21 protein-coding genes are annotated in these 24,617 nt (G+C 50.3%); 14 read left to right on the top strand and 7 right to left on the bottom strand.

The annotated features are described in order from the left end of the window. Positions 1-2: 2 nt before the first annotated feature. On the bottom strand, positions 3-428 hold the full coding sequence (locus tag AACY13_RS10515; protein ID WP_339461304.1) for a hypothetical protein: 426 nt from the start codon (positions 426-428) through the stop codon (positions 3-5). Positions 429-591: 163 nt separating this feature from the next. On the opposite strand from AACY13_RS10515, the gene AACY13_RS10510 reads away from it, so the two are divergent. The 4 genes from AACY13_RS10510 to AACY13_RS22690 all read left to right on the top strand — a co-directional run bounded on the left by AACY13_RS10510 (position 592) and on the right by AACY13_RS22690 (position 2,893). Continuing rightward, the gene (locus AACY13_RS10510; RefSeq protein WP_339461303.1) at positions 592-801 is read left to right on the top strand and encodes a carbon storage regulator; all 210 of its coding nucleotides are present in this window, start codon (positions 592-594) and stop codon (positions 799-801) included. 104 nt (positions 802-905) lie between these two features. Continuing rightward, complete coding sequence (locus AACY13_RS10505) at positions 906-1,346, top strand: LexA family protein (protein ID WP_339461302.1); 441 nt, start codon at positions 906-908, stop codon at positions 1,344-1,346. Beyond that, positions 1,343-2,614, top strand: coding sequence for a translesion error-prone DNA polymerase V subunit UmuC (gene umuC / locus AACY13_RS10500; RefSeq protein ID WP_339461300.1), 1,272 nt, complete (start codon positions 1,343-1,345; stop codon positions 2,612-2,614). Before AACY13_RS10505 ends, umuC begins: the two co-directional genes overlap by 4 nt. A 93-nt stretch (positions 2,615-2,707) precedes the next feature. Continuing rightward, on the top strand, positions 2,708-2,893 hold the full coding sequence (locus tag AACY13_RS22690) for an antitoxin VbhA family protein (protein WP_445262561.1): 186 nt from the start codon (positions 2,708-2,710) through the stop codon (positions 2,891-2,893). Positions 2,894-3,016: 123 nt separating this feature from the next. Here the strand turns inward: AACY13_RS22690 and AACY13_RS10495 are convergent, their stop codons facing one another. Next, positions 3,017-3,646 (bottom strand): hypothetical protein, encoded by a 630-nt coding sequence (locus AACY13_RS10495; protein ID WP_339461298.1) that lies wholly within the window; start codon positions 3,644-3,646, stop codon positions 3,017-3,019. A gap of 363 nt (positions 3,647-4,009) precedes the next feature. Here AACY13_RS10495 and AACY13_RS10490 point away from each other — a divergent pair, with 363 nt between their 5' ends. Further along, on the top strand, positions 4,010-6,304 hold the full coding sequence (locus tag AACY13_RS10490) for an AAA family ATPase (protein ID WP_339461297.1): 2,295 nt from the start codon (positions 4,010-4,012) through the stop codon (positions 6,302-6,304). Continuing rightward, entirely contained in the window at positions 6,301-8,148 is a 1,848-nt protein-coding gene (locus tag AACY13_RS10485; protein WP_339461295.1) for a UvrD-helicase domain-containing protein, read from the top strand. The genes AACY13_RS10490 and AACY13_RS10485 overlap by 4 nt, the downstream gene beginning before the upstream one ends. 54 nt (positions 8,149-8,202) lie before the next feature. Here the strand turns inward: AACY13_RS10485 and AACY13_RS10480 are convergent, their stop codons facing one another. Then, a complete protein-coding gene (locus AACY13_RS10480) occupies positions 8,203-8,997 on the bottom strand; it encodes an NYN domain-containing protein (protein ID WP_339461805.1) in 795 nt (264 codons plus the stop codon). A 1,006-nt stretch (positions 8,998-10,003) separates the two neighbouring features. Then, positions 10,004-11,272, bottom strand: a complete 1,269-nt coding sequence (locus AACY13_RS10475) for a phospholipase D family protein (protein WP_339461294.1) — start codon at positions 11,270-11,272, stop codon at positions 10,004-10,006. Between the two features lie 474 nt (positions 11,273-11,746). Between AACY13_RS10475 and AACY13_RS10470 the strand changes: the two genes are divergently transcribed. Continuing rightward, on the top strand, positions 11,747-13,687 hold the full coding sequence (locus AACY13_RS10470) for a hypothetical protein (protein ID WP_339461293.1): 1,941 nt from the start codon (positions 11,747-11,749) through the stop codon (positions 13,685-13,687). 357 nt (positions 13,688-14,044) lie between these two features. Beyond that, complete coding sequence (locus AACY13_RS10465; protein WP_339461292.1) at positions 14,045-17,089, top strand: UvrD-helicase domain-containing protein; 3,045 nt, start codon at positions 14,045-14,047, stop codon at positions 17,087-17,089. 101 nt (positions 17,090-17,190) lie between these two features. Here the strand turns inward: AACY13_RS10465 and AACY13_RS10460 are convergent, their stop codons facing one another. After that, entirely contained in the window at positions 17,191-17,547 is a 357-nt protein-coding gene (locus tag AACY13_RS10460; protein ID WP_339461291.1) for a DUF7673 family protein, read from the bottom strand. Between the two features lie 433 nt (positions 17,548-17,980). Here AACY13_RS10460 and AACY13_RS10455 point away from each other — a divergent pair, with 433 nt between their 5' ends. Continuing rightward, positions 17,981-18,649 carry a competence protein CoiA family protein gene (locus AACY13_RS10455; RefSeq protein ID WP_339461290.1) on the top strand — a complete coding sequence of 223 codons (669 nt, stop codon included), beginning with the start codon at positions 17,981-17,983 and terminating at the stop codon, positions 18,647-18,649. 104 nt (positions 18,650-18,753) lie between these two features. Here the strand turns inward: AACY13_RS10455 and AACY13_RS10450 are convergent, their stop codons facing one another. Beyond that, positions 18,754-18,945 (bottom strand): hypothetical protein, encoded by a 192-nt coding sequence (locus AACY13_RS10450; protein ID WP_339461288.1) that lies wholly within the window; start codon positions 18,943-18,945, stop codon positions 18,754-18,756. Positions 18,946-18,960: 15 nt separating this feature from the next. Next, entirely contained in the window at positions 18,961-19,200 is a 240-nt protein-coding gene (locus tag AACY13_RS10445) for a hypothetical protein (protein WP_339461286.1), read from the bottom strand. Between the two features lie 68 nt (positions 19,201-19,268). Between AACY13_RS10445 and AACY13_RS10440 the strand changes: the two genes are divergently transcribed. From AACY13_RS10440 to AACY13_RS10420, 5 genes are all read left to right on the top strand, one after another. Then, positions 19,269-19,514, top strand: coding sequence for a type II toxin-antitoxin system CcdA family antitoxin (locus AACY13_RS10440; RefSeq protein ID WP_339461284.1), 246 nt, complete (start codon positions 19,269-19,271; stop codon positions 19,512-19,514). 43 nt (positions 19,515-19,557) lie between these two features. Continuing rightward, positions 19,558-20,205: a hypothetical protein gene (locus AACY13_RS10435; RefSeq protein WP_339461283.1), complete on the top strand. Its 648-nt coding sequence runs from the start codon at positions 19,558-19,560 to the stop codon at positions 20,203-20,205. A gap of 140 nt (positions 20,206-20,345) precedes the next feature. Further along, the gene (locus AACY13_RS10430) at positions 20,346-21,569 is read left to right on the top strand and encodes an ABC-three component system protein (protein ID WP_339461281.1); all 1,224 of its coding nucleotides are present in this window, start codon (positions 20,346-20,348) and stop codon (positions 21,567-21,569) included. Further along, complete coding sequence (locus AACY13_RS10425; protein WP_339461279.1) at positions 21,562-22,233, top strand: ABC-three component system middle component 1; 672 nt, start codon at positions 21,562-21,564, stop codon at positions 22,231-22,233. Before AACY13_RS10430 ends, AACY13_RS10425 begins: the two co-directional genes overlap by 8 nt. Further along, positions 22,208-24,574 carry an AAA family ATPase gene (locus AACY13_RS10420; protein WP_339461277.1) on the top strand — a complete coding sequence of 789 codons (2,367 nt, stop codon included), beginning with the start codon at positions 22,208-22,210 and terminating at the stop codon, positions 24,572-24,574. The genes AACY13_RS10425 and AACY13_RS10420 overlap by 26 nt, the downstream gene beginning before the upstream one ends. The last annotated feature ends 43 nt before the right edge of the window (positions 24,575-24,617 follow it).

Below are 24,617 nucleotides of genomic sequence, written 5' to 3'. Positions count from 1 at the left end.
TGTCAGGCTCCTTTACCCCGTCTAGCGCTCCGAACAGTGAGCCCTTCGGTGGGCGATACCGTTAGGGATGCAACTGGAAGCTCTACAAGCAGAGGCCATCGGTCATGGATCCAGGCGTACTCCACTGGCGGCTCGGTGGTTACCACATAGACCCGCTGTTGCTCGCCCTCACCAATCACTAGGCACTCCAGCGCACAATCCTCTGGCACATCGAACCAGTGTGATACACGCCCCTTCTCGCCTGGCTGACCTTCCTTCTCCATGAAACGCTGCACCATGCCGAAGCCACGGCGGGGCCTGTATTTATCCCAGCCACCTGCCTGCACCGTGCTGAGCTTCGCCCAGCCGCCCTGGGGCTCATAGCCTTGCTGCTCCTTGCGCCGGCCCCACGTGATCCAATCCAGCTGGCCGCTATCTTCCAGCATCACAGGGAGGGCCGCCTTAGGGTTCGGGAAGTAAATCTTCCATATCTTGTCCGCCTCTCGGGCTTCTACTCCTCCGCACATATCTCGCTCCTCACGCTGCGCGCCACCTTGTTCTAGACTAGCTGTGCAGGATGCGCACTCACCCAATCAGCAAAGGACTTGCCTCATGGGATATCTGACTGTCACTCGCCGAGAAGGCGAGATGATCCGCCTGACCATCGACCCCGGCGTGGACACCGAGAAGCTCCTCAAGCAGCTGTTACGCGATGGGATCACCGTGCATGTGGGCGCTATCCAGGGCCACAGCCAGGTGCGTATCAGCATTGACGCACCCAAGCAGGTACTGATCCTCCGCGATGAGCTGATCGACGCCTGATCGCCGGACGGCACCTCCTGTCGGTGTTGTCCTGGTCTTTGGTTGACCGAATCCTAGTCTTCTCGAATACTGTATGCATATACATATTTTGCGGAAGTGCTCAGATGTCTCTTTCCATTCTTGCTCGTGGTGAGCGCTTGCGAGAACGCCTGCTCACCGACGTAGCCACCGACCTGCGCATCACCGGATTTCAGTCACCTGCCGAGGACGAAAAGGAGGAAGGCCTTTCTCTCGACCGTCTCACTGGCCTTGGTGCTCCGCACATGTGGGGTGTGCAGGTACTGGACGATAGCTTGGTCGGCTTCGGTATCTTTCCGGGGGATCGACTGATCGTGAACCGGGCGGCCAGTCACCTGGACGACATGCTGGTGGTGGTAGACCTTGGTGGCGATGGCTACCGGGTGCGGCTGATTCAGCGTGACTTGTTCGGAGGCCGCTGGCTGAAGGCAGCCGACCCCATCGTTCCGGACGTACAGCTGGATGGCGGGGAGATCGTTGAGGTCTGGGGTGTCGTGTCGTGGGTGGTAAGCCGTGTTGCGCCATGACTACTGCCCGTGTGTTCGTGCTGATCGACTGCAACTCATTCTATTGCTCCTGTGAGCGCATCTGTCAGCCAGCTTTAAAGCGTCGGCCTGTCGTGGTGCTGTCGAACAATGACGGTTGCGTAATCGCCCGTTCAGCCGAGGCCAAAGCCCTGGGAATCGGTATGGGTGCCGCTTACTACAAGGTGCGTGATGAGATTCGTCGCCAGGGGGTGGTGGCATGCTCCAGCAACTACACCCTCTATGCGGACATCAGCAATCGAGTGATGCGAGTAATGGCCGAGATGCTGCCAGGCATCGAGGTGTACTCCATCGATGAAGCATGGGGAGACATGACCGGTGTTACTAACCCAGCAGAGCTAGGCCGAAGCATTCGCGAGCGCCTAGCGCGTGAAATTGGCATGCCGGTCGGGGTAGGGATCAGTAGTACCAAAACCCTCGCCAAGCTCGCCAACTGGGCCGCGAAGAGGTGGCGAGGCACTGGTGGTGTGCTCGATCTGACTGACCCTGTCCGCCAGGAGAAATTGCTTCGCTTGGCTCCGGTGTCCGAGGTATGGGGGGTGGGGCATCGCTCGGCTGCCAAGTTGGCGGCCCTGAACATATCTACCGCCTGGGATTTGTCGCAGTTCGATGTCGGTACATTGCGAAAAACCTTTGGCATCACGATGGAGCGCACTGCGCGTGAATTGCGTGGTGTGAGTTGCATTGGTTTTCACCATGGGCCGCCGCCGAAGGAAGCCATTTGCTCCAGCAAAATGTTTGGGGTGCGCCAAACAGAGCTGCCACCGATCCGTGAAGCGCTGGCTGCATACGTGAGCCGGGCAGCAGAGAAACTGCGCACCCAAGCATCGCTTTGCAGCACCATCCAGGTTGGCCTGCAGACCCAGCTCGCGGAGCTAGATGGCCCGCGTTATGCCAATGCTGTGACCCTGGCTTTGCCAGCACCTACAGACGACACGCGCGAAATTCTGGCGCTCGCACAACGCGGCTTAAGCCAGATTTATCGACCGGGTTATCGCTTTTCTAAGTGCTCCATTTTGCTGATGGATCTGAGCCAGCGGGGTGAGCTGACACCGGATCTATTTGCACCCAAACCACGCCCAGGATCCGAGCGGCTGATGGAGGTTGTCGACCAAATTAACAAGCGAGAAGGAAGAGGCATGGTGCACATTGGCCGGGTGCCGGCGGCACCGGTTTGGGCTATGCGTCGAGAAATGCTGAGCCCGCGATACACCACGCGCTGGGACGAGGTTATAGGCGTCCGAGGCTAGGCTTGGTGAAGCTGCTGGTCTTCGTCCAGCCATAGATCTTGTTGCTGAAGCGTCTACCCGTATAAAGTCCGCTTACCCTTTTTGGTGATCTAAATGATGCCGGTGCTCGAAGAAACTCAACGTCGCTCCCACGTGGCACATGTCCATGCCACCAACAACCTTTCGGGCGCTCGAATGAGCTCTTTCATGTCCTCGAAACTGGCTGACTATGTGAAGGGCCGTCTTTCCTCGGCTGAACTTGTAGCAGCCGCAAAGGCTCACTACGGAATCCATGACTGAGCGAATCGAAATCTTCTAAGCCATGGCACTCCTGGCCCTCTCTACTGCCCAGCCTATCTAATCAATTTGTCCGCCCTCCTAAAAAGTCAGTTAGAGCCCACCTAGCAGCATTGCATCTGCTCGCTATAGGTGTGCGATCTCATAGAGCTTGGTGTAGGCAGCTAAGGAGTCGTCGGCCAACTCCTGCATTTTCGTAGAGCTTACGCCGTACACGTCAGCCACTGTGCTCAGGGCCGCCTCTTTGAACATTCCCGCTTTCGTTTCTGCTGGTGTGGGTAGAGGGGCGTCAGGCTCAAATCGAATGGACTCTGCCTTGGTGAGGCCGGCGATCCGGTTGTACTGGAACTTGGCAAGGATCGTGGCTTTTTCTCGTATTTTCGGCTTTAGAGACTCTGTCGCGCCTGCTTTCTCAATGGACTCAAGCAGCTGTGAAAAACGGTCAACTCGCTGATCTCTTGCCCCGCGAGCATCACTAAATCCGCCGCCCACCTGCATAGCCATTTCCAACTGGGGTTCGAATGTGGCAACCAGCAGCGTGCGCAATTGGCTGATAGTCACCTCAGCCTCATGCTTTGCCTCTCGAAGCTTGATGACGTAGCCCCCAATAGACACTTCGGTAAGCTCGCCTAGGAAGGCCAGGACAAAGCTTGAGACAACGACCGTTATGACCAGCGTAACGAAGTCGCTGCTTTCAATCATGGCGTCATCGAGCAGGCGATAACTGGTGCGTAAACCGTAGTAAAGAACGGCCAAGGACAACGCAATGAAAACCATGCGTTTCAGAAATGAGGCCGCTCGGGCCAAGCATCGGAAAAGTCTGTTCAAGATGGGATGCCAGATGACTATGAGACCAACCGAATATACGCACACATGCAGAAGAGGTGTCATCAAGTCTAAATCGAACAAGCCGCTATCTGTGTTCTTGTCTTGATGACATACCGCTAGCGGCCAAAAACGGACTGAACAAACCTTGCCTGAGCTTGCCTCCTTTTGAGGCTTCGAGATCCCCAGGAAAACCGGGGCGGTTCACCCTCCTCCTGATTCTTTCATTGGCTTGTCCAGAGCAGCTAGCTACATTGATAGCAAATTGACACCCCACGCCTTCAAGGACGATCCATGCGCATCCAGCACGTAGAGATATCAAATTTCAGAAAGCTGCTTTCTGTGCGTATTGATTTTGCCGACGAGACCACGTTGCTCGTAGGTGCAAACAACAGCGGCAAATCTTCCGCCATGCTGGCCCTGAGGAGATTTTTGGTTTCGAAGGCATCCGCGTTTCGACTCCAAGATCTGACCCTGTGTCATCTAACGAAGCTGGACGGGATTGGTAAGGAGTGGGAGAACCCACCAGCAAACTTTGAAATGCCTACAGCCAAGGACTGGGCTGATTGGCTCCCTAGCCTGGATATCTGGGTGTCGGCAGACCAAGGAGAGTTCCACTACATTCGCGATCTCATACCCAGCTTTGCGTGGCGCGGGGGGCTTGTGGGAATGCGTTTCCTGCTTGAACCGGATGATATGAATGCCCTGTACACGGACTATCGCAAGGAACGCGCAAGGGTCGAAGAGCTTCAAGAAGCGCTAGGCCGCGAAGACCCACCTGGCAGCCCGCTGACGCTATGGCCGCAGAGCCTTCATGATTACTTGAACCGTCGACTGGGAGACAAATTCAAGGTTCGTTGGTACCGCCTAGATCCGCATCAACTTCAAAAGCCTGATAAGTCGTCTCGAATGGCTCAAATGCAGCTGTTGAGCCCTACTGCCCTACCCCTGGAAAGCAATCCCCTCAGCGGACTAATTCGGGTACATGAGATCAATGCACAGCGGGGATTTGGCGACCATTCGGACGACAATCAAGGCGACAATCCCAAACCCAGCGGAGCTCGGAAACTTTCGGAACAACTCAGATCCTATTACTCCAGACATCTTGATCCAGGTGACAGCCCCGATATTTCAGATCTTGAAGCGTTGCGAGCAATTGAAGCAGCCCAGTCGGCATTCGATACCAGGCTAAGCAGCAGCTTCGAATCTGCTATTAGAGAAGTTGAGGGGTTGGGCTATCCCGGTCGCAATGACCCACGCATCAAAGTCGCAAGTCGGCTGGCAGCAACTGACGGCATGAACCATGAAGCGGCTGTTCTGTTTGAGTTGGATTCAATTCAGGGTGCCCCAGGAGCCCCGCCCCTTCATCTCCCAGAAACCTCTAACGGACTGGGATATCAAAACCTGATATATATGATATTCCGCCTGATGGGTTTTAGGGATGAGTGGCTAAGAAAAACCAGGGCCGCTAGTCCGGAAGCAATAGACCGCATCGAGCCCATCCACCTCGTGCTCATTGAAGAGCCTGAAGCCCACCTTCATGTTCAAGTGCAACAAGTGTTTGTGCGGCACGCGTACCAAGTGCTATGCCGCGACGCTTTGCTTGAGCGCTACCCAAATCTGAAGACTCAGCTGTTGGTGAGCACCCACTCCAGCCATGTAACTCATGAAGTGGAGTACCAAACCCTTAGGTATTTCAGACGACTCCCAGCAGGGATGTATGGCATCGGCGTACCTGTGTCGACGGTCTCTAATCTCTCTAACGTGTTCGGCGGTGGAACAAAGACGAAGGAGTTCGTAACCAGGTATCTGCGGGCACAGCACGCAGACATATTCTTCGCAGATGCTGTCATTTTGGTAGAGGGTTCAGCAGAACGGATGATGTTGCCGCATTTTTTGCGGAATAAGTTTCCCTTCCTTGACCGCTGCTACATCACAACCCTCGATATCGGTGGCAGTCATGCGCACCGACTAAGGCCTTTGATCGACGCGCTTGGCATCCTCACCCTGGTAATCACAGACCTCGATGCAGGGCTTAATAAAGCCGCAAAACCGGTGCAAAGAAACGCAGAGCAAATTACGAACAATCCGACATTGCGGAGCTGGATGAAACTGATGCATCTGGGCAGCACAGTGGATGAGTTGCTTGAGCTGCCGGCGATCCAAAAAGAGCATCAGATTGACGACCTGTACTCCGTACGCATCGCCTATCAAACGCCTGTTACCACCCACCTACCCACTACTGGAGAAGTAATTCAAGCTCTTCCAAATACCTTTGAAGACAGCTTTGTGCTCAGCAACGCTGGTCACTTTGCGGCGAAGACAGGCGGCACTGGTCTGATGAAAGCTTTCGTAAAAGTCTTGAATGAAGCGCAAACATCGGAAGCCGTCGGGGAAGGTTTTTTCAACGAATTACGCGAAGGCAAGAAGGCAGAGTTTGTGTTACTCGTTTTGGGCGACAAAAACTTTCGCAGCCTCGAAATCCCTGAATACATCAGTGAAGGTCTCACCTGGCTTGAGTCCAAATTGCGAAGCAAACAGAAGGAGCTTCTGGTAATTCCGCACGAGGTCGCGGAGGTGACGCCATGAGCGAAGCAGCTGTTGCAGATGCCGACACCATTATGCAGGCCTGCCTGAACCTCAAAGACCCAAAGAGCTTCTTCCTTTACGCAGGTGCTGGCTCAGGAAAAACCCACTCACTTGTAGAGGCAATCCGCGAGCTCAAAAACCGCGAGCGAGAGCGGCTGACGTTCGAGGGCCGGCGCATTGCGGTGATAACCTACACGAACGCCGCCTGCGACGAGATTCTTCGGAGGCTGGAGTTTGATCCTCTAGTAGAAGTCTCGACCATTCACGCGTTCGCCTGGCGACTAATTCAGGGATTCGACAACGAGATCCGAGAATGGCTAAGAATCAAGCTAGCCCAAGACATCGTGAAGATTGAAGGCGAGCTAGCACGCTCGAAAGGTGACAATAAAACCTCTCGAGGCAACAAACGAAAGCTGCAAAGAAAAACACGCAGGCTAGTGGCTCTCGACGACATCACGAAGTTCATCTACAGCCCCACAGGTGACAACAGAGAGCGGCAAGCACTCAATCACGATGAGGTCATCAAGATTACTGCGGCATTCGCTTCTGAGCGCCCTCTGCTTGATGTGATTGTAGACCGGTACCCCGTTGTATTGATCGACGAAAGCCAAGACACCCACGCGCCGGTGATGGAAGCGTTCCTGAGAGTCCAGCAATTGGCGCAGACACGGTTCTGCTTGGGGCTACTAGGCGACACAATGCAACAGATATACGGCCATGGAGTAACACGCCTTGATAAAGCAATACCGGGTGACTGGCTGAAACCTGAAAAGGTAGTTAATCGTCGCTGCCCTCGTAGAGTTGTAGAGCTCATCAATGTGATCCGTAGCTCTGCAGATGACCATCAGCAGGATCCAAAGCCCGATGCAATTGAGGGTGTGGTGCGCATGTTCTGCATTGGTCAAAGCCAAGAGCAAGCGCCCAACATTGAGGACGACATCGCCCAGACGATGGCCAGCATCACTCATGACGGGAGTTGGGCAACCGGCCCTGAAGGCCGAAAAACCTTGATCCTCGAACATAAGATGGCTGGTCGGAGGATGGGATTCGAAAAGCTGTTCGCCCCACTATATGCAGTAGAGCATCTTCAAACTGGTTTGCTGGATGGAACCCTGCCTGCACTTCGCGTATTCAGCGAAGGCGTTCTTCCCATCCTTGCCGCAAAGGATGATCACTTCCTTCTGTTGGAAGCCGTACGTTCCCGCTCTCCGCTGCTAAGTAAGGAGGCAATGCAATCAACCGGGGATCAGTTAGCGCACATGCAACGTGTCCAGGATGCGACGCATACCCTGCTCTCTCTTTTTGAGAGTAACGATCCAACACTAAGCAATGTTGCAGCGCTTCTGTTGCAAACGCAGTTGCTTGAAGTCCCTGAAAGTCTTGTAGGAGCGATGGTTTTGGAAGCTCCGAGCGAAGCTCCGGATCCGGAAGATACGAATGCGCTGACCAGCTACGCCTACCAGCTTTTCCTTCAGCGGCCATTCTCGGAGCTAGCAGCCTTTGCAAGCTATGCGAATGGCCTTTCACCCTACGGTACGCACCAAGGCGTAAAGGGACTGGAGTTCCCACGAGTCATGGTAGTAATCAACGATGAAGAGGCAGGCGGTTTTCTATTTAGCTACGACAAACTGCTGGGCGTGAAAGAACCCACAAAAACTGATCGAGACAATGAAAGAGAGGGTAAGGATAACGCACTAGCACGCACTCGTAGGCTGCTCTACGTGACGTGCAGTCGGGCCGAAAAGAGCTTGGCGATTGTCGTCTATACCCCCCAACCTGCCCTAGCCAAGCAGAATGTCATTGCTGCTGGTTGGCTAAAAGAAAACGAGATTGAAATTCTCTGATACTGGCAGCCATGCACGAAGCAACACACGTAAGTCACTTCTGAATAATCACTGTTATCTTTGCGGGGCAAGGTTTTCCGCTTGAACCATGCTGACGAACCACCCACCAGCCTCTTCGCTTGTTGCCAAAAGGTCGTACGTCTTGATCATGTTGAGGAGACCAGAGTGCCCATAGGTATTGGGAGTAAATGCCGGATCGGTTCGCTTTAAATACTGGCCTAGCTCCCCAAGCTGAACTTTGCCCTCTGAGGTACCTGCCACAAGAAGCGAAACCGCGTCGACGATGAATTTAGGACGTCTTTTTATCGCTGGCCGCTGAGGCTCTGGGTTCAGCGCTTCAGCTTTCACCGCCGCCTCTGGTTTGGATGGGCTAGCTTCAGGAGGTGTTCCCGCGACTACAGCTGCGGCGTTTTCCTCTGGCACCCATTCGAAGAATTGATCGCATGCATTGCGTAAAGCACCAGGACTTTTAGCTTCGCCGACTATGTAAACGACTGCGCCTCGTTCGCGAAGTTTGCGGCACACATAAGCAAAATCTGAATCGCTTGTTACCAAACAGAATGTGTCTGCTCTGCCATCAAACATGGCTTCAAGTGCGTCGAGGGCGAGAGCAATGTCGGAGGTGTTCTTGCCAGCTGCATACTGGTACTGAAGGCAAGGAGAAAAAGCCAGGTTCACAAGCGACTCCTGCCAGTTCTTTGTGAGGGTTCCGTGGTTACCATAGCCACGTCTCACAACTACACGACCAAACTGCGCGGCGATTCGTAGCGCATGCTCCAGGATCGCAGGCCTAGTGTTATCGCAATCAACCAGTACCGCGACTCGTGCTTCGGCTCCACCAATGCTCATCCTTGTTCCCACTTCTTGTAGCTGCTGTAGGGGCGCAGCTTCGGCGATATATGACGATTGAGCAACCTGCCTTTGCTCACGACTAGACAGGCACTCATAGCTGACTAACGACATAAATTTGATGAGACTTTTACAGGGGTTGCTATGACTCAACGGGTTCTTGACTGGCGTAATCGGCGCGCTTGGCTGAGCGCGATTCGGGTTTATGCAGGTAATTTACTGACGCCCGAAATTCGCACGACACTAGAGATTCGGAGACCAGAGTGCTGGTCGGATGTCATGAACTGGCTGCCGGATCACGAGCGCTTACTGGCTGCGTTCACCGACCAAATGAGCTCGTATTACAGCCATCTGAAAGCATTTCATGGCTGCCGACCAGAGAGTCTAGCCACCTATCACGAGCTGGGGCTTCAAGGTCAGAGGCCTGAACGAATAATAGAGACGTTTAGGTCGATTTTTTCCGACGTTCCGAGACAGGATGTCGATAGTGCAATTCAGAAAATGCAGCATCGCGGAGCGGCTGAACGGGGCCGTATCTGGCTATCGGCGGACGACGAAGAAATGGTCAGGGACTTTGGCCATTACATGATCCACGGAAGCGAGTATCTACTCGCATTAGCGGCACATCTTGGGACTGGTGTTTACTGCGATGAGGACTACCGGCAGCGCTTAAAAAACTTTGGAATCCCCACGGTACTCGAGGTCGACGTTCCGATAGAAATGTTCTCGAAAGTCGAAAGGCGGGCTCTTGCTAGGTGCATCCTGTCCGAGTGGGGCCAACTCAGAGCAAGGCGGCCATTGAGAATGTCATCAACACCTTGCTATGTGGTACAGCACGATATTCCGGCTCAGTGCATCAAGAGCCACTATCATCCGCCCCGGATACGAGACGTACATTGCAGCTCAACGATGTACTACAGCAAGCAATTACACTGCGAGCAATGTGCCCCTCTAATCAACCTTCCTCCTGAATCGTCCATGACTTCCTAGACACATCGCACTGGTTTCATTTTTCTTCATAGAAGATGGCATCCAGCATGGCTGCTCTTCCCTTCCAGGCCTTTAGGTCTTCAGGGTTCTTGGGAGGAGGAGATTTCCACCAAGGGGCATCCATGATCCTCAAAGCAACTTCGTTCCAGTACCGTTCATAGCTCAAGTTACTTTTTATAAATCCAACATCCTTAGACAGCCTATTGAGATTCGCGCTATCAACGCAAAGAAACTGATCCGGCCTCTTCATGGAAAGTAGCCTGGTCGCAGTTCCTATGCCATCCCTTCCATAGGGAAAAGCAGTGATGAACTCAGAAATGTAAGCGTCGTACTGAAGTTTAGTAACGGTGCCCGTGAGAGGAATTTCGTCTAAAGCATTGGATATAGCTGGGTGATTACTGATGACCACATTTTTGAATTTTCCTGCCCCAATCATGGAACCAAACCAAGCGGAGTTTTCTATAGCAGTATTTTGTATACCAGCTATACCTCTTCTGATTTGCTCACTCATATCCTTGAAGTGTGGCGTGGTAGCAAACTCCCGCTGTATTCGATAAAGCAAAGTGAGACGCTCGTTAAAGCCGTGGGTCTTGTCCTGCTTAATCCGCGTTAGAAAGGTAGGCCAGTCCATGCCCATGACAACACTCTCAACTGCTGATTTCTTGGCGGGTTTGTCACCGTACTGATCCAATAATCTTTCGCGATCAGGTTTTTTGGCCGCCCAGAGACTACGGTAGTTTTGGGCATCATCTTTGGTAATAAACTTCGCTTGGGCGGAATAATTTTCTAGGAGAGCCCGTATGTCTTGGAGGTGATCGCCATCTTCATGAGAGAGAAGAGTGCCAAGCTCCGTGTTTGTGTTCATTGCACCCTGGGTTAAATTGGCACTTCCAATGATGGCTTCCCAGCGATTCTCATCCCAGAAGAGATAAACCTTTGGATGAAAGACGCCTCTAGGCTGGAGAACAAACTTTACAGATTGAGAGCCAATAAAGGCATCCAACACATCGGGATGTGTCTGATAGAAATGAATACCGATGACCCCAATCTTAACCTTGGCTTTGTGCTCAATTAGAAGATCAAAAGGTTCTGTTCCTGCTGACGCCCACGCCACTCCAAAGGAAATGTTCGGGTAGCCCGTTATGAGGCGCTTGAGATGTGCCTTGAATGCTGAACCAGCAGTGACGAGCTTCATAATATCCTCATATTCTTGGGGCGTAGCCATCGACCCAAAGTTGTCGTTCACGATAAGTAGGAATAGGCCAGCAGCAGCTTCCTGGCTCATTTACGCGAAGCGGGTCTCGAACCTGCCAAGCCTCTGTTCCGGGGGGAATCAGTGAAGGATGTAAAGAGAGCGCGCTACCTTCAGCTTTCGGCCAAAAGCAGGAGGTCTAACAATAGACCGGCAATTTGCCCTCAGCGCGTCATTCCTGCTGGCATACTGGGTCGCGCCGCGACTCTGTCGTAACAGACTAGCAGTGCGGTTTGGTTGTATGCTATCAGCCATGTCAGCATCAATACTAACTTGATACTTGGTTAGGTGTTGGGCGATGTCCCAAAGAGCTTTGAGTTATGACTGGCCACTCCGACGGTGGCTAATACGTTGTTAGAGTTCAGATTTACAGACCTAACTCGTCGGGAAGCCATAATAGTTGGGTCTAGGCATCTGACAAAATAGGTTTAAGCCTCGCACGAATCGTCACGCACGCATCCACTTCTAACCCATCGACACCTTTTTCAATAATGGAGCATTGCAAGGATGAAATTTCCACTGAGGCTAGGAAAAGATGGGGAGTACACCCTGGACGAGCGAGCCTTCAAACACATCGTCGATGGAGAGTTTGTAACTCGAATAGACAGAGCATCACCAAAAAATCAACGAGAAGACGTTAGTGTTTTAGCGGGCGGTTTGCACACCTATCGGGCACTTCATAATTTTTTACAAGGGCATCCAAAGCTAGTACCACTTGATGCTTTCGACCCCATTTACGACGAAGACTGGCACTATGTGAGAGAGCTACAAAATAAGGTGCTAACTGTAAAGCTCCCGAGAATTCTATTCAACAAGAGCGCCGCGAATATAACTCAAATGCCAGAGTCGTATTATAAATCCGGATATCTCTGGAAAACTTTATTTCCAAAGAGCTTTAGCAATGAAGACATAATCTCCAGCATTGATCAAGCCCTGCAAGCGATAGATATTGAAAGCTCGGGCGATTTGGCCTCTTCAGATGGTGATTATCACATCATCGGATATGCTAACCAGCATGCTCCTATGACTGCATTGAGGATACAGATTCAGTTACAAGGAAATAGTATCAGGTCAGCCTTTCCTTCCTGGAGCCAGCCGTGGACGGGAAACAACGGAAAGCCATTTTCTCATTCAGACTCGATTTCGTTCATAATATCTCAATCAACGGAACGTGCCTCGGCCATTCATTACAAGCGAAGCAAAATTTTTGTTGATTCAAGACCAAACTATGAAGCGCTAAAACTCCTTACACCAAACTTATTGATAGCCAAGACTATTCCAGCGCCAGATGTACCACATGACGAATGGCGAAAAAGAAGACTGGATACGCTGACTTCTACCACAAATAATTTAACCACGAAACAGCTATCTGAGATACTTTTATTCCTCGAAGATCATGCCATCACGAAGGAGGGATCATTTCAACAACAGTGGCTTTATACGTCAAAAATTGCCAAATCCGGAAATCCCTTAGATTTCAATGCCTGCCAAATATCCCAGAATATATATGAGTGCTTTTATTTAACGCTTAAATACGACAACCTCAAAGGTACAAACCACTTCTTAAAGTGCATGCGCAGATACTTATCGGCCTCCATCATCCACTCTGGGGGGATGCATCTTTTTGAGCTAAAGAAACTACACAAATTATTTATGATTGGCGCAATAGAGCACCACCAATCAGACTCCGTAAAAATATTCATCGAGGCTTTGGCTGAATCGCCGTCGCGCGCAGCAACTTATCATGAATTTAATTTAAACACTTATATAAAGAAACATGACGAAGAGAGCATGATGATCATAGGAAGGTCTGGCTTTGAACTCCCGATACTTCCAAAAATACTGGTAGATTTTATCGCATTAAACCTAGGTGAAAACTATCTTGCCAGCTTCGACCAAAAACAGCGGCAATTTATAGCCGAGAATTTGTTAGCACTAAACTTTCCACCTAATTATGTGAAAGATGCCCTGATGTACTTCACTGCGTCAGACTTTGATTTTTTCGGAGACGAACTCGCGGCTTTACTTTCATGCTCTAACAAAGAGTTCCCTGACGAGAAAAGCCTCGACCGACTCATTCGGGACTACCATAGAATGCAGGTTATGTATAGGCAGCGTGTTGTTTTAGAAGATGTCGAGTCTTATCATACAGACCCATTTGATCTGGAGTTCATGTCCCCGGATTATTGTGATGTGGTGATACAAAAACATAAACGAGACTTTATCGTAATAATGCATCAGCGGTGTTTAGAAAGTATCGAAAAGCTGTGCGCAATTATGGGATTAACTAAACTGGGTAAACTCTGCAACAAACTCTCGCACAGTATCAATAAAGAAGGAGTACCACTACCCAACGCAATACCTGATTATATCCCCAGCTGGATGACCGACAGTTCATACGGCAGAGATAATAACAGCCTTGATATATCAACTATCTTCGAGTCGTAGACAAGATTTCAGACTGGCCCATTGAATCGACCTCTGCTTCGAAAAGACCTCCTAACAACCACGCTGAACGGCTCCCTTTGGCCGATTCTGTTGAAAAAGTCCCGCCGCGATTCTTGCCCATGAAAGAGCGTGAGCGACGTTGACATCTGGTTCGCTCAGAAGGCGGAGCTGTATTGGTTTTTGAGTAGCAACGCCGAAATCGAGCGTATTTTGAGCTGTCGAAAAGTAGCTTTCTCAGAAACCGACTTTTTCAACAGAATCGGCCGATTGCAACCAGTAACGATGTGCGGCCTCCGACCCGAGGTGGTCATCCAGTCACTACGAAATCTGGACGATTCACCGCGATAAAAATCGCCTATGCGCCGACAAGTCCCGAACTGCTTCTATCGGTTCAGCTTGGGCGACATTTTTGTTGATGCGCCCACCAAGCCAAGTCTGTTTGAATGGCCATTATTTTCTATAGCCAAGACAGGGACGGTTGTTCAAAAGATGAGCTCATTCAATTGCTCCGGTTGGGGGCGATGGTTTTCTGCCGGCATCAAGACTTTGCGTCTCACACCTCAGCATATTGAGTTTGATTTTTGGAAAGAGGAGAACCTGAAGAAAGAGGCAACTCACACTCAAGTTCGATGGCTTGAGATCCCATCGCACCCAACGTTGCGCCTTGGCTGGTTGCTCCACACAATAAGCGTACCTGTAGCTATAAATAAAAATATCTACCTTCGTTTTACCGGCAAAAAAGTAGCTAGATCGGCTCTGCTGGCACTAAATCAGGGGTGGTACTCCCCGCGCGTCGATGCAATAACTAAGTCCCTGACGACTTTTGATCTGTCTATTCAAAAAGCTCGCTATTGCCGCACCTCGAGGTGGGCCGAACTCACCAGGAGCCTTCAGGCCTGGGGTGCCACATTGCCCCCTATTCCTGAGCGGGAGGTATTGAGCAATGAGCAGATCGAAATTCTCTCCGCTGCCTGGGCTCTGGTTAAAGCCCCTCAAGACTACCTCCACAGATCCCGCCAAGCTTACATAGCTGATGCATTAACTCGGTACGCCAGCCTCTTTGAGACGGTCGAAACGATGCCGCTAACTGCAAAGCAACGTGAGGCTTGCGTCATCGATGATGACAACAACCTCGTGCTCGCAGGTGCGGGCACCGGGAAGACCAGCACGATAATGGGCCGAGTTGCCTTTTTGATCCGTAGTGGCCAAGCCAAACCAGAAGAAATACTCCTGCTGGCCTATGGAAATAAAGCAGCAGCGGAAATGAGAGAGAGGCTTGAGGCTCGTTTAGGTATTAAAGGAGTGGTGGCCACCACCTTTCATGCCCTGGGCCAACACATCCTCACCAAGGTAGAAGGTAGAAAGCCCTCGATTACTCACCTTGCTGAAGACCCAATGGCAAAGGCGAGCTTTGTAAATGAACAGTTTCAACGCCTCCAGGCGCAGCCAGCATATCGAGCGCTTCTGCTCAAATACTTCACCAACTGGCTGTACCCCGAGCGAAACCCTTTTGACTTCAAGTCACTGGGCGATTACTACCGATTCCTCGACGACAACGACATCAGGACGCTTAAAGGGGAAAAGGTAAAAAGCTTTGCGGAATGTGTGATCGCAAACTATCTGTTTCGCATGGGAGTGAACTATCAGTACGAGGCTACCTACCAACCTATTCAAAGGTCAGCCACCCACCGCGCTTATAAACCAGATTTCTTCCTTCCCGACTATGAAATCTACATCGAGCATTTTGGCGTAGGGCGCGATGGAAATCCTGCACCCTACATCAACAGTGTTGAATACAAGGAAGGTATGAGGTGGAAGCGATCAGTTCACAAGGAACATAAAACTACGCTGATTGAGACTTTCCACTACGAACAGCAAGAAGGGAATCTACTGGAATGCCTCGAGCTGCGACTGCGAGCTGCCCAAGTGGTTTTCGAGCCCTTGCCGCCAGAGGCGATACTAGAGACTCTTCGAGAGTTTGGCGCTGTAAGCACCTTTGCGACTGTTCTAAGTCAGCTGCTGTCGCTCCTAAAGGGATCAAGTCTCACGCCATCGGAGCTTGATGCGAAAATTTCGTCAGCCGCCCAGCCAGATCAACTGCGATGCGCTCTGGAGCTCCTATCACCGATTTCCGCAAGCTATGCTGAGTTCCTTGGCGATGATCTGATCGACTTCGATGACATGATTGGCAAGGCCCTAAGCTACGTTGAGTCCGGCCAATACCAGGGCACTTGGCGCTTTGTCTTAGTCGACGAATTCCAAGACATTTCTCGACCGAGGGCAAAGCTCGTAAAAGCCCTACGAAGTCAGCAGCCGGATGGCTCACTGTTCTGCGTGGGCGATGACTGGCAATCAATCTACCGATTCGCCGGAAGTGACATTCAGCTGACCTCTGGTTTCAGCAATTTTTTCGGCGCGACTCAAACGATTGCCTTGGATAAAACTTTTCGGTTCAACAGCAGCATCAACGCCACTGCGTCCAGATTCGTAATGGTCAATCCGCAGCAACTCCGAAAGTCGATCACTTCTCATACGCTCGTCAGCGCTCCTGCGGTCTCTCTACTCGCTACTCCCGACTCCACTTTCAGCGCGGTCACCAAGGTATTAGAGAGGATCTGTCAGCTGGCTGAGCATGGCTCCAGCGTCTACCTTCTTGCTCGCTTCAGATTCGACCTGCCTGACAAAAATGAAGTGGGAGAGCTGCAGCGCAAATATCCCAACATGAGCATCAAAACAGACAGTATTCATGCATCCAAAGGTAAAGAGGCTGACTACGTGATCGTGCTTGGTATGGGGCAAGGTAAGCACGGTCTGCCATCAGAAATGGTCACCCATCCCCTGATTGACAGCTTACTGCCACAGCGAGAAGCACACCCTTTCGCAGAGGAGCGTCGACTGTTCTACGTGGCACTCACCAGAGCGAAGCATCGGGTGTATTTGGTAGCAAATATGGCAAGGGCCTCCCGATTCTTGCATGAGCTGATCGGCAACGAGTACGAGCTAGAGCGCGATGAGTTTCCGACATCAGTAGACCAACTGAATGCTCAAAATCTGAACTGCCCAGTCTGCAAGCAGGGCACGCTTTCAGTCCGAACAAATGGGTCGACGAACCAGCGGTTCATGGGCTGCTCAAACTATCCCCGATGCGAGCATACGGAGAGCGTTTGCACCATTTGCTTCTCTCCAATGACAGTCAAAGGGCGCTTCCGAATTTGCAGCAATAAAACCTGTTTATGGCCGATCCCCATCTGCCCGATCAGCGGCGGCGATCTATCTCTTCGACCGGGTTTCGGAGGTAAAAAGTTTTGGGGCTGCTCTCACTACCGGGGAGAGGAGCCAGGGTCATGCCGGCATAAAGAGAGTTACATTGCGCTACCGAAGCGCCCTCAAAAACAAGCTTGAAAGTAGATACATGCTCGGCTCTGTATTGAGCGGCTATTCTCGGGAATCGGCCATACGCCAACGGCGGCTATCGCGTTACCGGTTAGAGCTGCCCAAGGTGCTTAGGAGACTGTTTTCTCAGAGCGCCACTGTTTCCATATCGCCTTGAACTGTTCGCCATACCCCAGCTCATCTGGGTAACAGCAGTTGTCGCTGATCCACATGATCAGCTTGAGGCTGTCTGTGACGAGCTTGTCATCAATCTTCCAGAACGAAGTGAAGTCGAACCCGCCGTTCTCGCTGGTGCTCCACCAGGCAAGGAGTAGGTCAGCAATATGTCGGCTTTGGCCTGTATCGCTTTGGGCTACACAAATCAGACGCTCAAGCGCGGCGCGTGTTTCGGAATCCATTTCTGTTGAGGTGTCTTGTTGTATTGCCGCGAATATTCGGTCAAGTGTGGCATCTGTAACTTTACTCATTTTCGCCTCGGCTACCGTAGATGAACTCTCATCCCAAGCAATAACCGTACAACAAAAAGTACCGAAATAAAAATATGCACTTTAATGGTCATTAAATAATTGAGCCAATAAACGAAGCAGCTTTACCATCCAATAATTAGCCACCTTGAATTTTCGTAAAATAATATCTCGTATATTGCCAACATGAATTATCAACTTTTAGACTGCTGAAGTAACCATGCTAAAACCAGAGGCATAAATACCGCACTCAGGCGGTTTCTCTGCACTTTCGAATTTCACTGGAGACGGTAATAGCCGTGCCGCCAGGACGCTGAGACAAAAGCCGGCGATACCGCTCGTGAAGGAATGATTTGCAAGGCACACCCGTTTAGGCCGGGCTGAGCGACCGGTGATAGATTGGTGCGGTGACTCGGCTCAGGGACGGATCGAACGAATGTATCTAGCACGCACCACAGATGGTAGGCGGATCCCCGCAACGCGCGATGAGAGCGGCCATTGCCCAAGCTGCAACGAACAGCTGACACCCAAACAGGGCGATATCTACGAATGGCATTGGAGCCATAAGCCTGGGCAAGCTTGCAGCTATCGCAAGACAGCCACGTTCTGGCAGTACGGCTGGATACGCCACTACCACGCTTCAGGTGAATGGGAGATGGAGGCCAGCTTAGGTGGGGTCGACTTCGATGGGATCCATCCCGAGAAACGTCTTTCCCTGATGCTTGCTAACAAACTGGATTTGATTGCGCTCAAGTCCTTCATTGACGCATCAGCGCAACGCGGTCTCAAGCCGGTGGTGATCTTCAACACCAAAGCCTTCGAGCGTTTTCAGTTTGAGGACTATCGCCTGAAGCACCCCAAGCGCTCAGATAACGGCTGGATTTTCTTCTTCTCTCATGCCTTCCCAGGTCACAAGCGCACGGCTTCGCTCTGGCTCGACATTGAGCAAGACAAGCATCCAAATTTTGGCTTGAAGAACGGGATATACAACCTGACTTACTCAGCTGACTGCCATGGGGCCATTACCGTGAGCCGCACGCCGAAGCTGAGATCGACGCCCCGCCCTGCAGGACTGCCATCCGAATCAATCTCGCATGGGGAATAAGCGGTAGGTAGGAATGAGCCCATCTTGCGCCCACTGCTTCAGATAGAGCTTGGGCACGTAATGGTTGTCTTTACGCAGCTGCTGCATGGCTAAGAGCCTTACGATTAATGGCGTTCTGATTTGCGCAGTGTTCCTGGGACAAATCGGGCTTCGTACTCAAGCGAATCGGTGACTTGGCGCTCGATCTCATCGAACAGCGGTGCCAGCGCGGGCGTCGAAGCTCGATGGAGTTGGAGGAAGCGGAGCAACTCAAGTGCGGTATCCGACTCAATTTCGAGATCACAGTAGACAGTCATTCCTTTCTCCCATTGCTAGCCCCGTTTGCCCTCAAGATACTCAAGCTGCAACATCAGCATCTCGGTCTTCGCGATCACTCCTTTTCTTTTTAGCGCAACCAGCAGCCGCTCCAGTTCATCAAGCTCGACATTGTCGTCAGAAAGCTTAGTAAGCACCCGCGCCAAGCGGTCATAGGCATCCTCATCAAGCGTCACGCCGTGCGCCGAAGCGAGCGCTCGTACATACTCTTCGACGTTTCTCTTTTCGCCAGTCATCGCAGCCGTCTTGGTAATCTTCCGCCCCAGTATCATCACAGTGATCGTCAACCGTGGATAGATTGCCGATGTCCGCCACCGACAAGCCTGAAGCGCCCAGAGAGCACTTGCGCCTCCTAGTTAACGGCGACCTGCTCGACCAAGCCAGCGAATCGGGCATTAACCTCTCAAGCACCCTGGAGCAGGCTTTGGCTGAAGTTATCAAGGATAAACAGCAAGAGACGTGGGTGGCGGAGAACCGAGAAGCGACAGCTGGGTACAGCGAACACGTGGAAGAGCACGGGGTGTTCAGCGACGGCTTGCGGGACTTTTGAAAGCTAAGAGCACCTCTACTTAACCATGCAGAAGGGATAGCAAATGGGGCGCGGCGACATTTTCTTTGCGGGACTGGCGAAGACCGCTTTGCGAGAAAAAATCCGGGAAAGGCTGAAGGCGTACGCGATAGACGAAGTCTTCGAGGACGAGTTGATCTCTGATCTCATTGCTCAGAAGCACTATTACTGCTCAATCAACGCACTGCGCCCAACTCACTTCAGAAAGCGCTTCAGGCCTGGTAGCGGTGTTAACGGTTATGACTTTGAGGGGCTCTTTTTGACTTCTCATTGGCGCAAGGTGTCTTGGACTCAATGCCTGGATCCCAAAACCCGGGAGGACATAATTGAGACAGCCCTACGCGACGCGGTGCAAAGCATCGTCGCAGCGAGAAAAACCAGATTTCCAGTCTGTGAGAAATGTGGGCAGACGCCTTCCACTGAAATAGATCACGTGAGTCCTGAGTTCGCCGAGATCGCTCGCTATGCTATGGACACAATGACGCAGGAGGACTTGGATGAAGCCATCTCCAATTTCGACTGGTGGAAAGAAGAGCCCTTCGCGCTCTCTAAAAACTGCCCTGCAATGCTCTACACATTTGAAGCGCATAAAACCGCGCAGCTTCAAGCGGTCTGCAAAGAATGCCATCTGAGCAACGCCAAAGAACGTAGGGCCGCGCGCACTCGAAAGTAAGCGCGCAAGCGCTGCTTTGCAGCCCTTGGGATCCGTTTGGCCTGTTCGACAAGCGCTGCAGCGGATGGCAATCTAGTCAGCAGTGTCATTTTGGAATCACCGACAATTGAGTATTCGAGTCAGAATGGAAGGACTCAGAAGTGAACACAGTAAGTCATCCTGATAGCGCGATTTCATCTTGGAGCGGTTTTGTCTACCAGGGGAAGGTCGCGCTGTATCACTCCTTAAAACTGATTTTAGATGATGTAGTTGACTTTGAGTTGCAGCTTGACAGCACTGATGACTTTGCCATCTATCAACAAGGTAAGCTGCTCAGCGCACACCAAGTAAAAGCAAAAATCGGATCTTATCGAAGCAATTACAGCGAAGCTCTCACGAAGTCAGCGCAAATTTCTGGAGACCGGCAAAAGGGAACAGCCAGATACTTCCACGTTTCCGTAAACATCAGCGACTCCTCAGACTACAAAGACGCTAACAATGAAGTGGTTAAGTTCTATGACTACGGCGGCAATAAGTATTGCGGACTCGGCGATATAGAGGCTCTAACAAAGGCACTTCTCAAGAAGGTATATGAAGGCAGGAAGGGTTACCCAGCAAGTGAGAAGCTTGCCGAGCAAAACTACTGCCTTTTATCTGAGAAAATTAGCAGCAAAGCGATAGATATCCACAAGCAAAACCAAGTTGGTGGATTGACCGAAAACGAAGCGGCCTATACTAATCGCATAAGCTCTGCCGAACTCTTAGATGACCTCCTGAACGAGGGATTGCAAGACGACGTAGAGTATTTCGCAATAGAGCTGCGAAAAAACATTTTTGAGTACCTTGAGTTACTCCTTGATGCCACTCTAGAGAACATGACTGATCCGGAATACCTCCGCATGAGAGGCCTATTTGACCACCTTCATGATCTACACGCCGATGACCTAAAGCATCTGTGCCAACTGATTAAACCATCAGAGCGATTCTCAAAAGTACAGCGTACTGATATCGAAAGGTATTCGGTATTAATTCAAGAATTTTGTATAGAGCCAACCCTTGAAAGACTCCCCCACTATTTAGATAACGATTACAACTTCTACCTACCCACCGCACTAGCTCTGCTTAGCGAGCGAGAAAGCCGCTCATGCGTGGACAACATCAGGTTTGAGATGAAGCAAAATGAAAAGCTTCTACCCCTTCTCTTCGAATATAAAAATCTGATAGCGCACACAGCCCCCAAGTCATTCAGCATTGAGTCCAAGATCACAGATAATGACGGCTCTGACCCAGGGTATGAGGGAGAGAGCCAGGACGGGAAGATCACAAGAGAACTGAATGTAGCCATCATTACGCGAGATGACGCAGAGGCTAAATTGAATGCTTAAGCAGATAATTGATGAGGCACTGATCGCACAAGGGTTTGTATCAGCCCATAAAACCGATACAGCCTCCTATTACCTCCGGCGCAAGGACGAAGCGATTAGATTCGCAATTGTAAATGAACTGAGTGAACTGAAATCACCAGAAGAGCTTAACGAGGAAATAACTCAGACCGCCCCAAAAGACTTTATCGAGAACCCTGCTTTCAAAAAGAACTGCGATCTAATTTGCCTCTTAAAGCTGGATAAGCTTGCAGAGTTCAAAGAACTAGAAGATGAGATATTCTCCATTGAGGAGAATGCCTATCACTATAAAAAATACATCCTCTATTATAGCGAAGCAGAAGAGCAGGCCCTAAACGGATTTGACTATGCAAAGCTGGCCGAGACAATCTCAGACAAAAGTCAGTTTGACGATTACAAAGGCAGGCCTCTAGCAGCAACCGCGTATAGCTTAGCAACTAAAATTTTTATAAAGCTTCCATTCCTCGAGCTACCACATAAAACTCGAGAGCTCGTGCCATTGAAAGCCCAGGCAGAAACCGCCGTGACAGAAGCTGACTTAAGTGCGACCTACGAAAAGCTGCAGGCCATGTTAGAAGAAGATTCTGCGCTCGATGACCTAGTCAAGGAACTGATTAAAAATGAAATGGAAAATTTCCAGAATTGAGATATCCAGCTTCAAGGCCTTCAGAAGCATATCGCTAGATCTTAACTCCGCTTCACTTTTGACCTTAGACGGCCCCAATGGCTTTGGAAAGACCAGCATCTTTGATGCTATTGAATTGTTGCTAACCGGAAAAATCGCCAGGGTTCAGCGTCTGTTCAAAAACGTGATGACCGCAGGGAAGCGAAAGTACGACGACAACCTTTTCTGGAACATTCGATCCCGAAACAACGATCTATATATAAAGATCGAGTTCAAGAAAGATGATACATCTCTTATCCTTGCGAGACATGCATCGCCCGAGGTTTTATGGACGAAAGAAAATAACCGAGGTAATGATTTCACTCCTTTCAAACTTTATGAACTCAACCATTTTGAACAAGTAAATTTCAATGATCTAGAAATCTCGAACGAAAGCATTATTTCTGAGCATTTCGGAGAAAATTTTCAAGAAAATTACTCATTCCTTAACTATCTTGAGCAAGGCCAAAGCGAATATCTATTCGCAACACGCCTTGATGACAGGAAAGCAGCACTAGAAAGCCTCTTCCAATCCAGCGCCATTGTTTCCGAAATAGAAAAATGCAGGAAGCTGGAAAGACGCTTGACTCAGAAGCTCAGCAAAGAGCGCCGCGCCGAGGAAACTCAGCTTGACGATCAAGTTAAGTCGCTTCGCGCAATGCTTGAGTCAGGTCTTGAAGGCGTTGAGTACAAAAAACTCAGCACCGCAAAAATTCAACCAAACTGGGATAAGCAGGAACTATTCACTACATATAGCAGAGAAGCGCACGATAACTACAACCAAGGCGCGCGTAAAATTATTGAGCTAATTCCATTTAAGCAAGAAATCAAAACTAGAAAATCTAACTTAAATATAGAAAATTACATTAGTACAAAAAATGATCTTCTTAGGGCATTGGTTCAGGTTGGTAAAACAACTGGTCGCCTAGGGGAGCTTTCAGTTGATAAATCCAGAATCAATGCGCTGACCGCTTCTCTTAGGGTTCTGGACAGAGGCGCTGTTCATATTGAGTTCCAAGAAATCCAAACCATCCCAGACTGGAACCCTGATGAGTTTAAAGACCTCGAACTAAATATTGCGAAGCGCATGACATTAAGCTCCTCAGCAGCGGCGAATGCAACAGTTGTAGCTGAGATGAATAGACTTAAGAACGACCTACTAGAAAAACACTTTAAACTTACCCCAACTGAAGCCTCCTGCCCCCTGTGCTCGCAAGACTGGGGAACACATCAAGAACTGCTCAATGCAATCGAAAAAAGGTCAAATGAAGTCTCAGACTCGATGGGCGAAGATGGAAAGAGACTGCTGGAGGTAACTGTCGCGATTGCTAAGGACTTAGAAAAACTGGCTGAACGCTTAACGAACAGCTTGAGATTAGAAACATCAAACTACGACCATGAACTCCATGAATTGCTGCTTGAACACAAGGAGAAAATCGGAAGAATTAAAATCGTAGGAGAGCAGCTCGAACAAAAGGGAATCCCATACCCCGATACTCACACGGTAGATCCTCTTGAAGAGGAAAAACGGTTTGAAGAGCTTATTTCGCTATTCCGAGCACAGAAGAAAGAAGACACGGCTGAGTTACCTGATAGCTGGCAGTCTGCTATCGAAGAATCATTCGAGCACGAAAATGATTTTTATGTGCTAGAGGCTCAGAGCGTGCAGGCTAAGCTCAAGTATATTGCCCTAAAGGCAAATGAAGCTCAGAGCAATGCGCTAAAGACAGCCGTAGAGAAACTTAATCTACTCCGCAGTGAGCTTAAAGCAGCAAAACAAGTCAAAGACCGAATAGTGTCGCTGCGCGAAGTTTTGCAAAACGTAGAGAAATCCTATGCTGATCATACGATTTCTGAAATCGAGCTTGTCTTCCATATCTACAGTGGCCGACTAATTCAAAATTACCAGCGTGGTCTCGGGTTATTTATTGAAAGCAAAGATGGAAATCAGCTTCGATTTGCCACTGCCGAGCGCTCTGAACATGACGCCATGCTATCAATGAGTTCTGGACAAGTCTCGGCGCTTAGCCTTGCCTTCTTCCTCTCATTGAATAGAGTTTACTCCGACGTTCCAATTATAATGATTGACGACCCTGCTCAGTCTCTGGATGAAGTAAACATTGCGTCTCTAACGGACTTGCTGCGTTGTGAGCTAAAGGATCGCCAGCTGATTGTTTCGTCACACGAAGACGATATCTCTTCGTATATGAGGTATCGATTCGCTAGAGCAGGATTACCTCCACTGACGCTCAACATGCAGTCTCTGTCTCGTACTGTTGCACCTCCGAGTGACTCTACGGATCAGCCATCAGTAGACGGCTAGTGGTTTGTGAAGGCACTCTAAATCGCTAATAAATATTTATGCC

The organism is Pseudomonas sp. EA_105y_Pfl2_R69 (assembly GCF_963970915.1).
Lineage (GTDB): Bacteria > Pseudomonadota > Gammaproteobacteria > Pseudomonadales > Pseudomonadaceae > Aquipseudomonas.
Note: the sequence above shows the minus strand (reverse complement) of the source record. Positions and strands in the feature narration are given on the sequence as shown.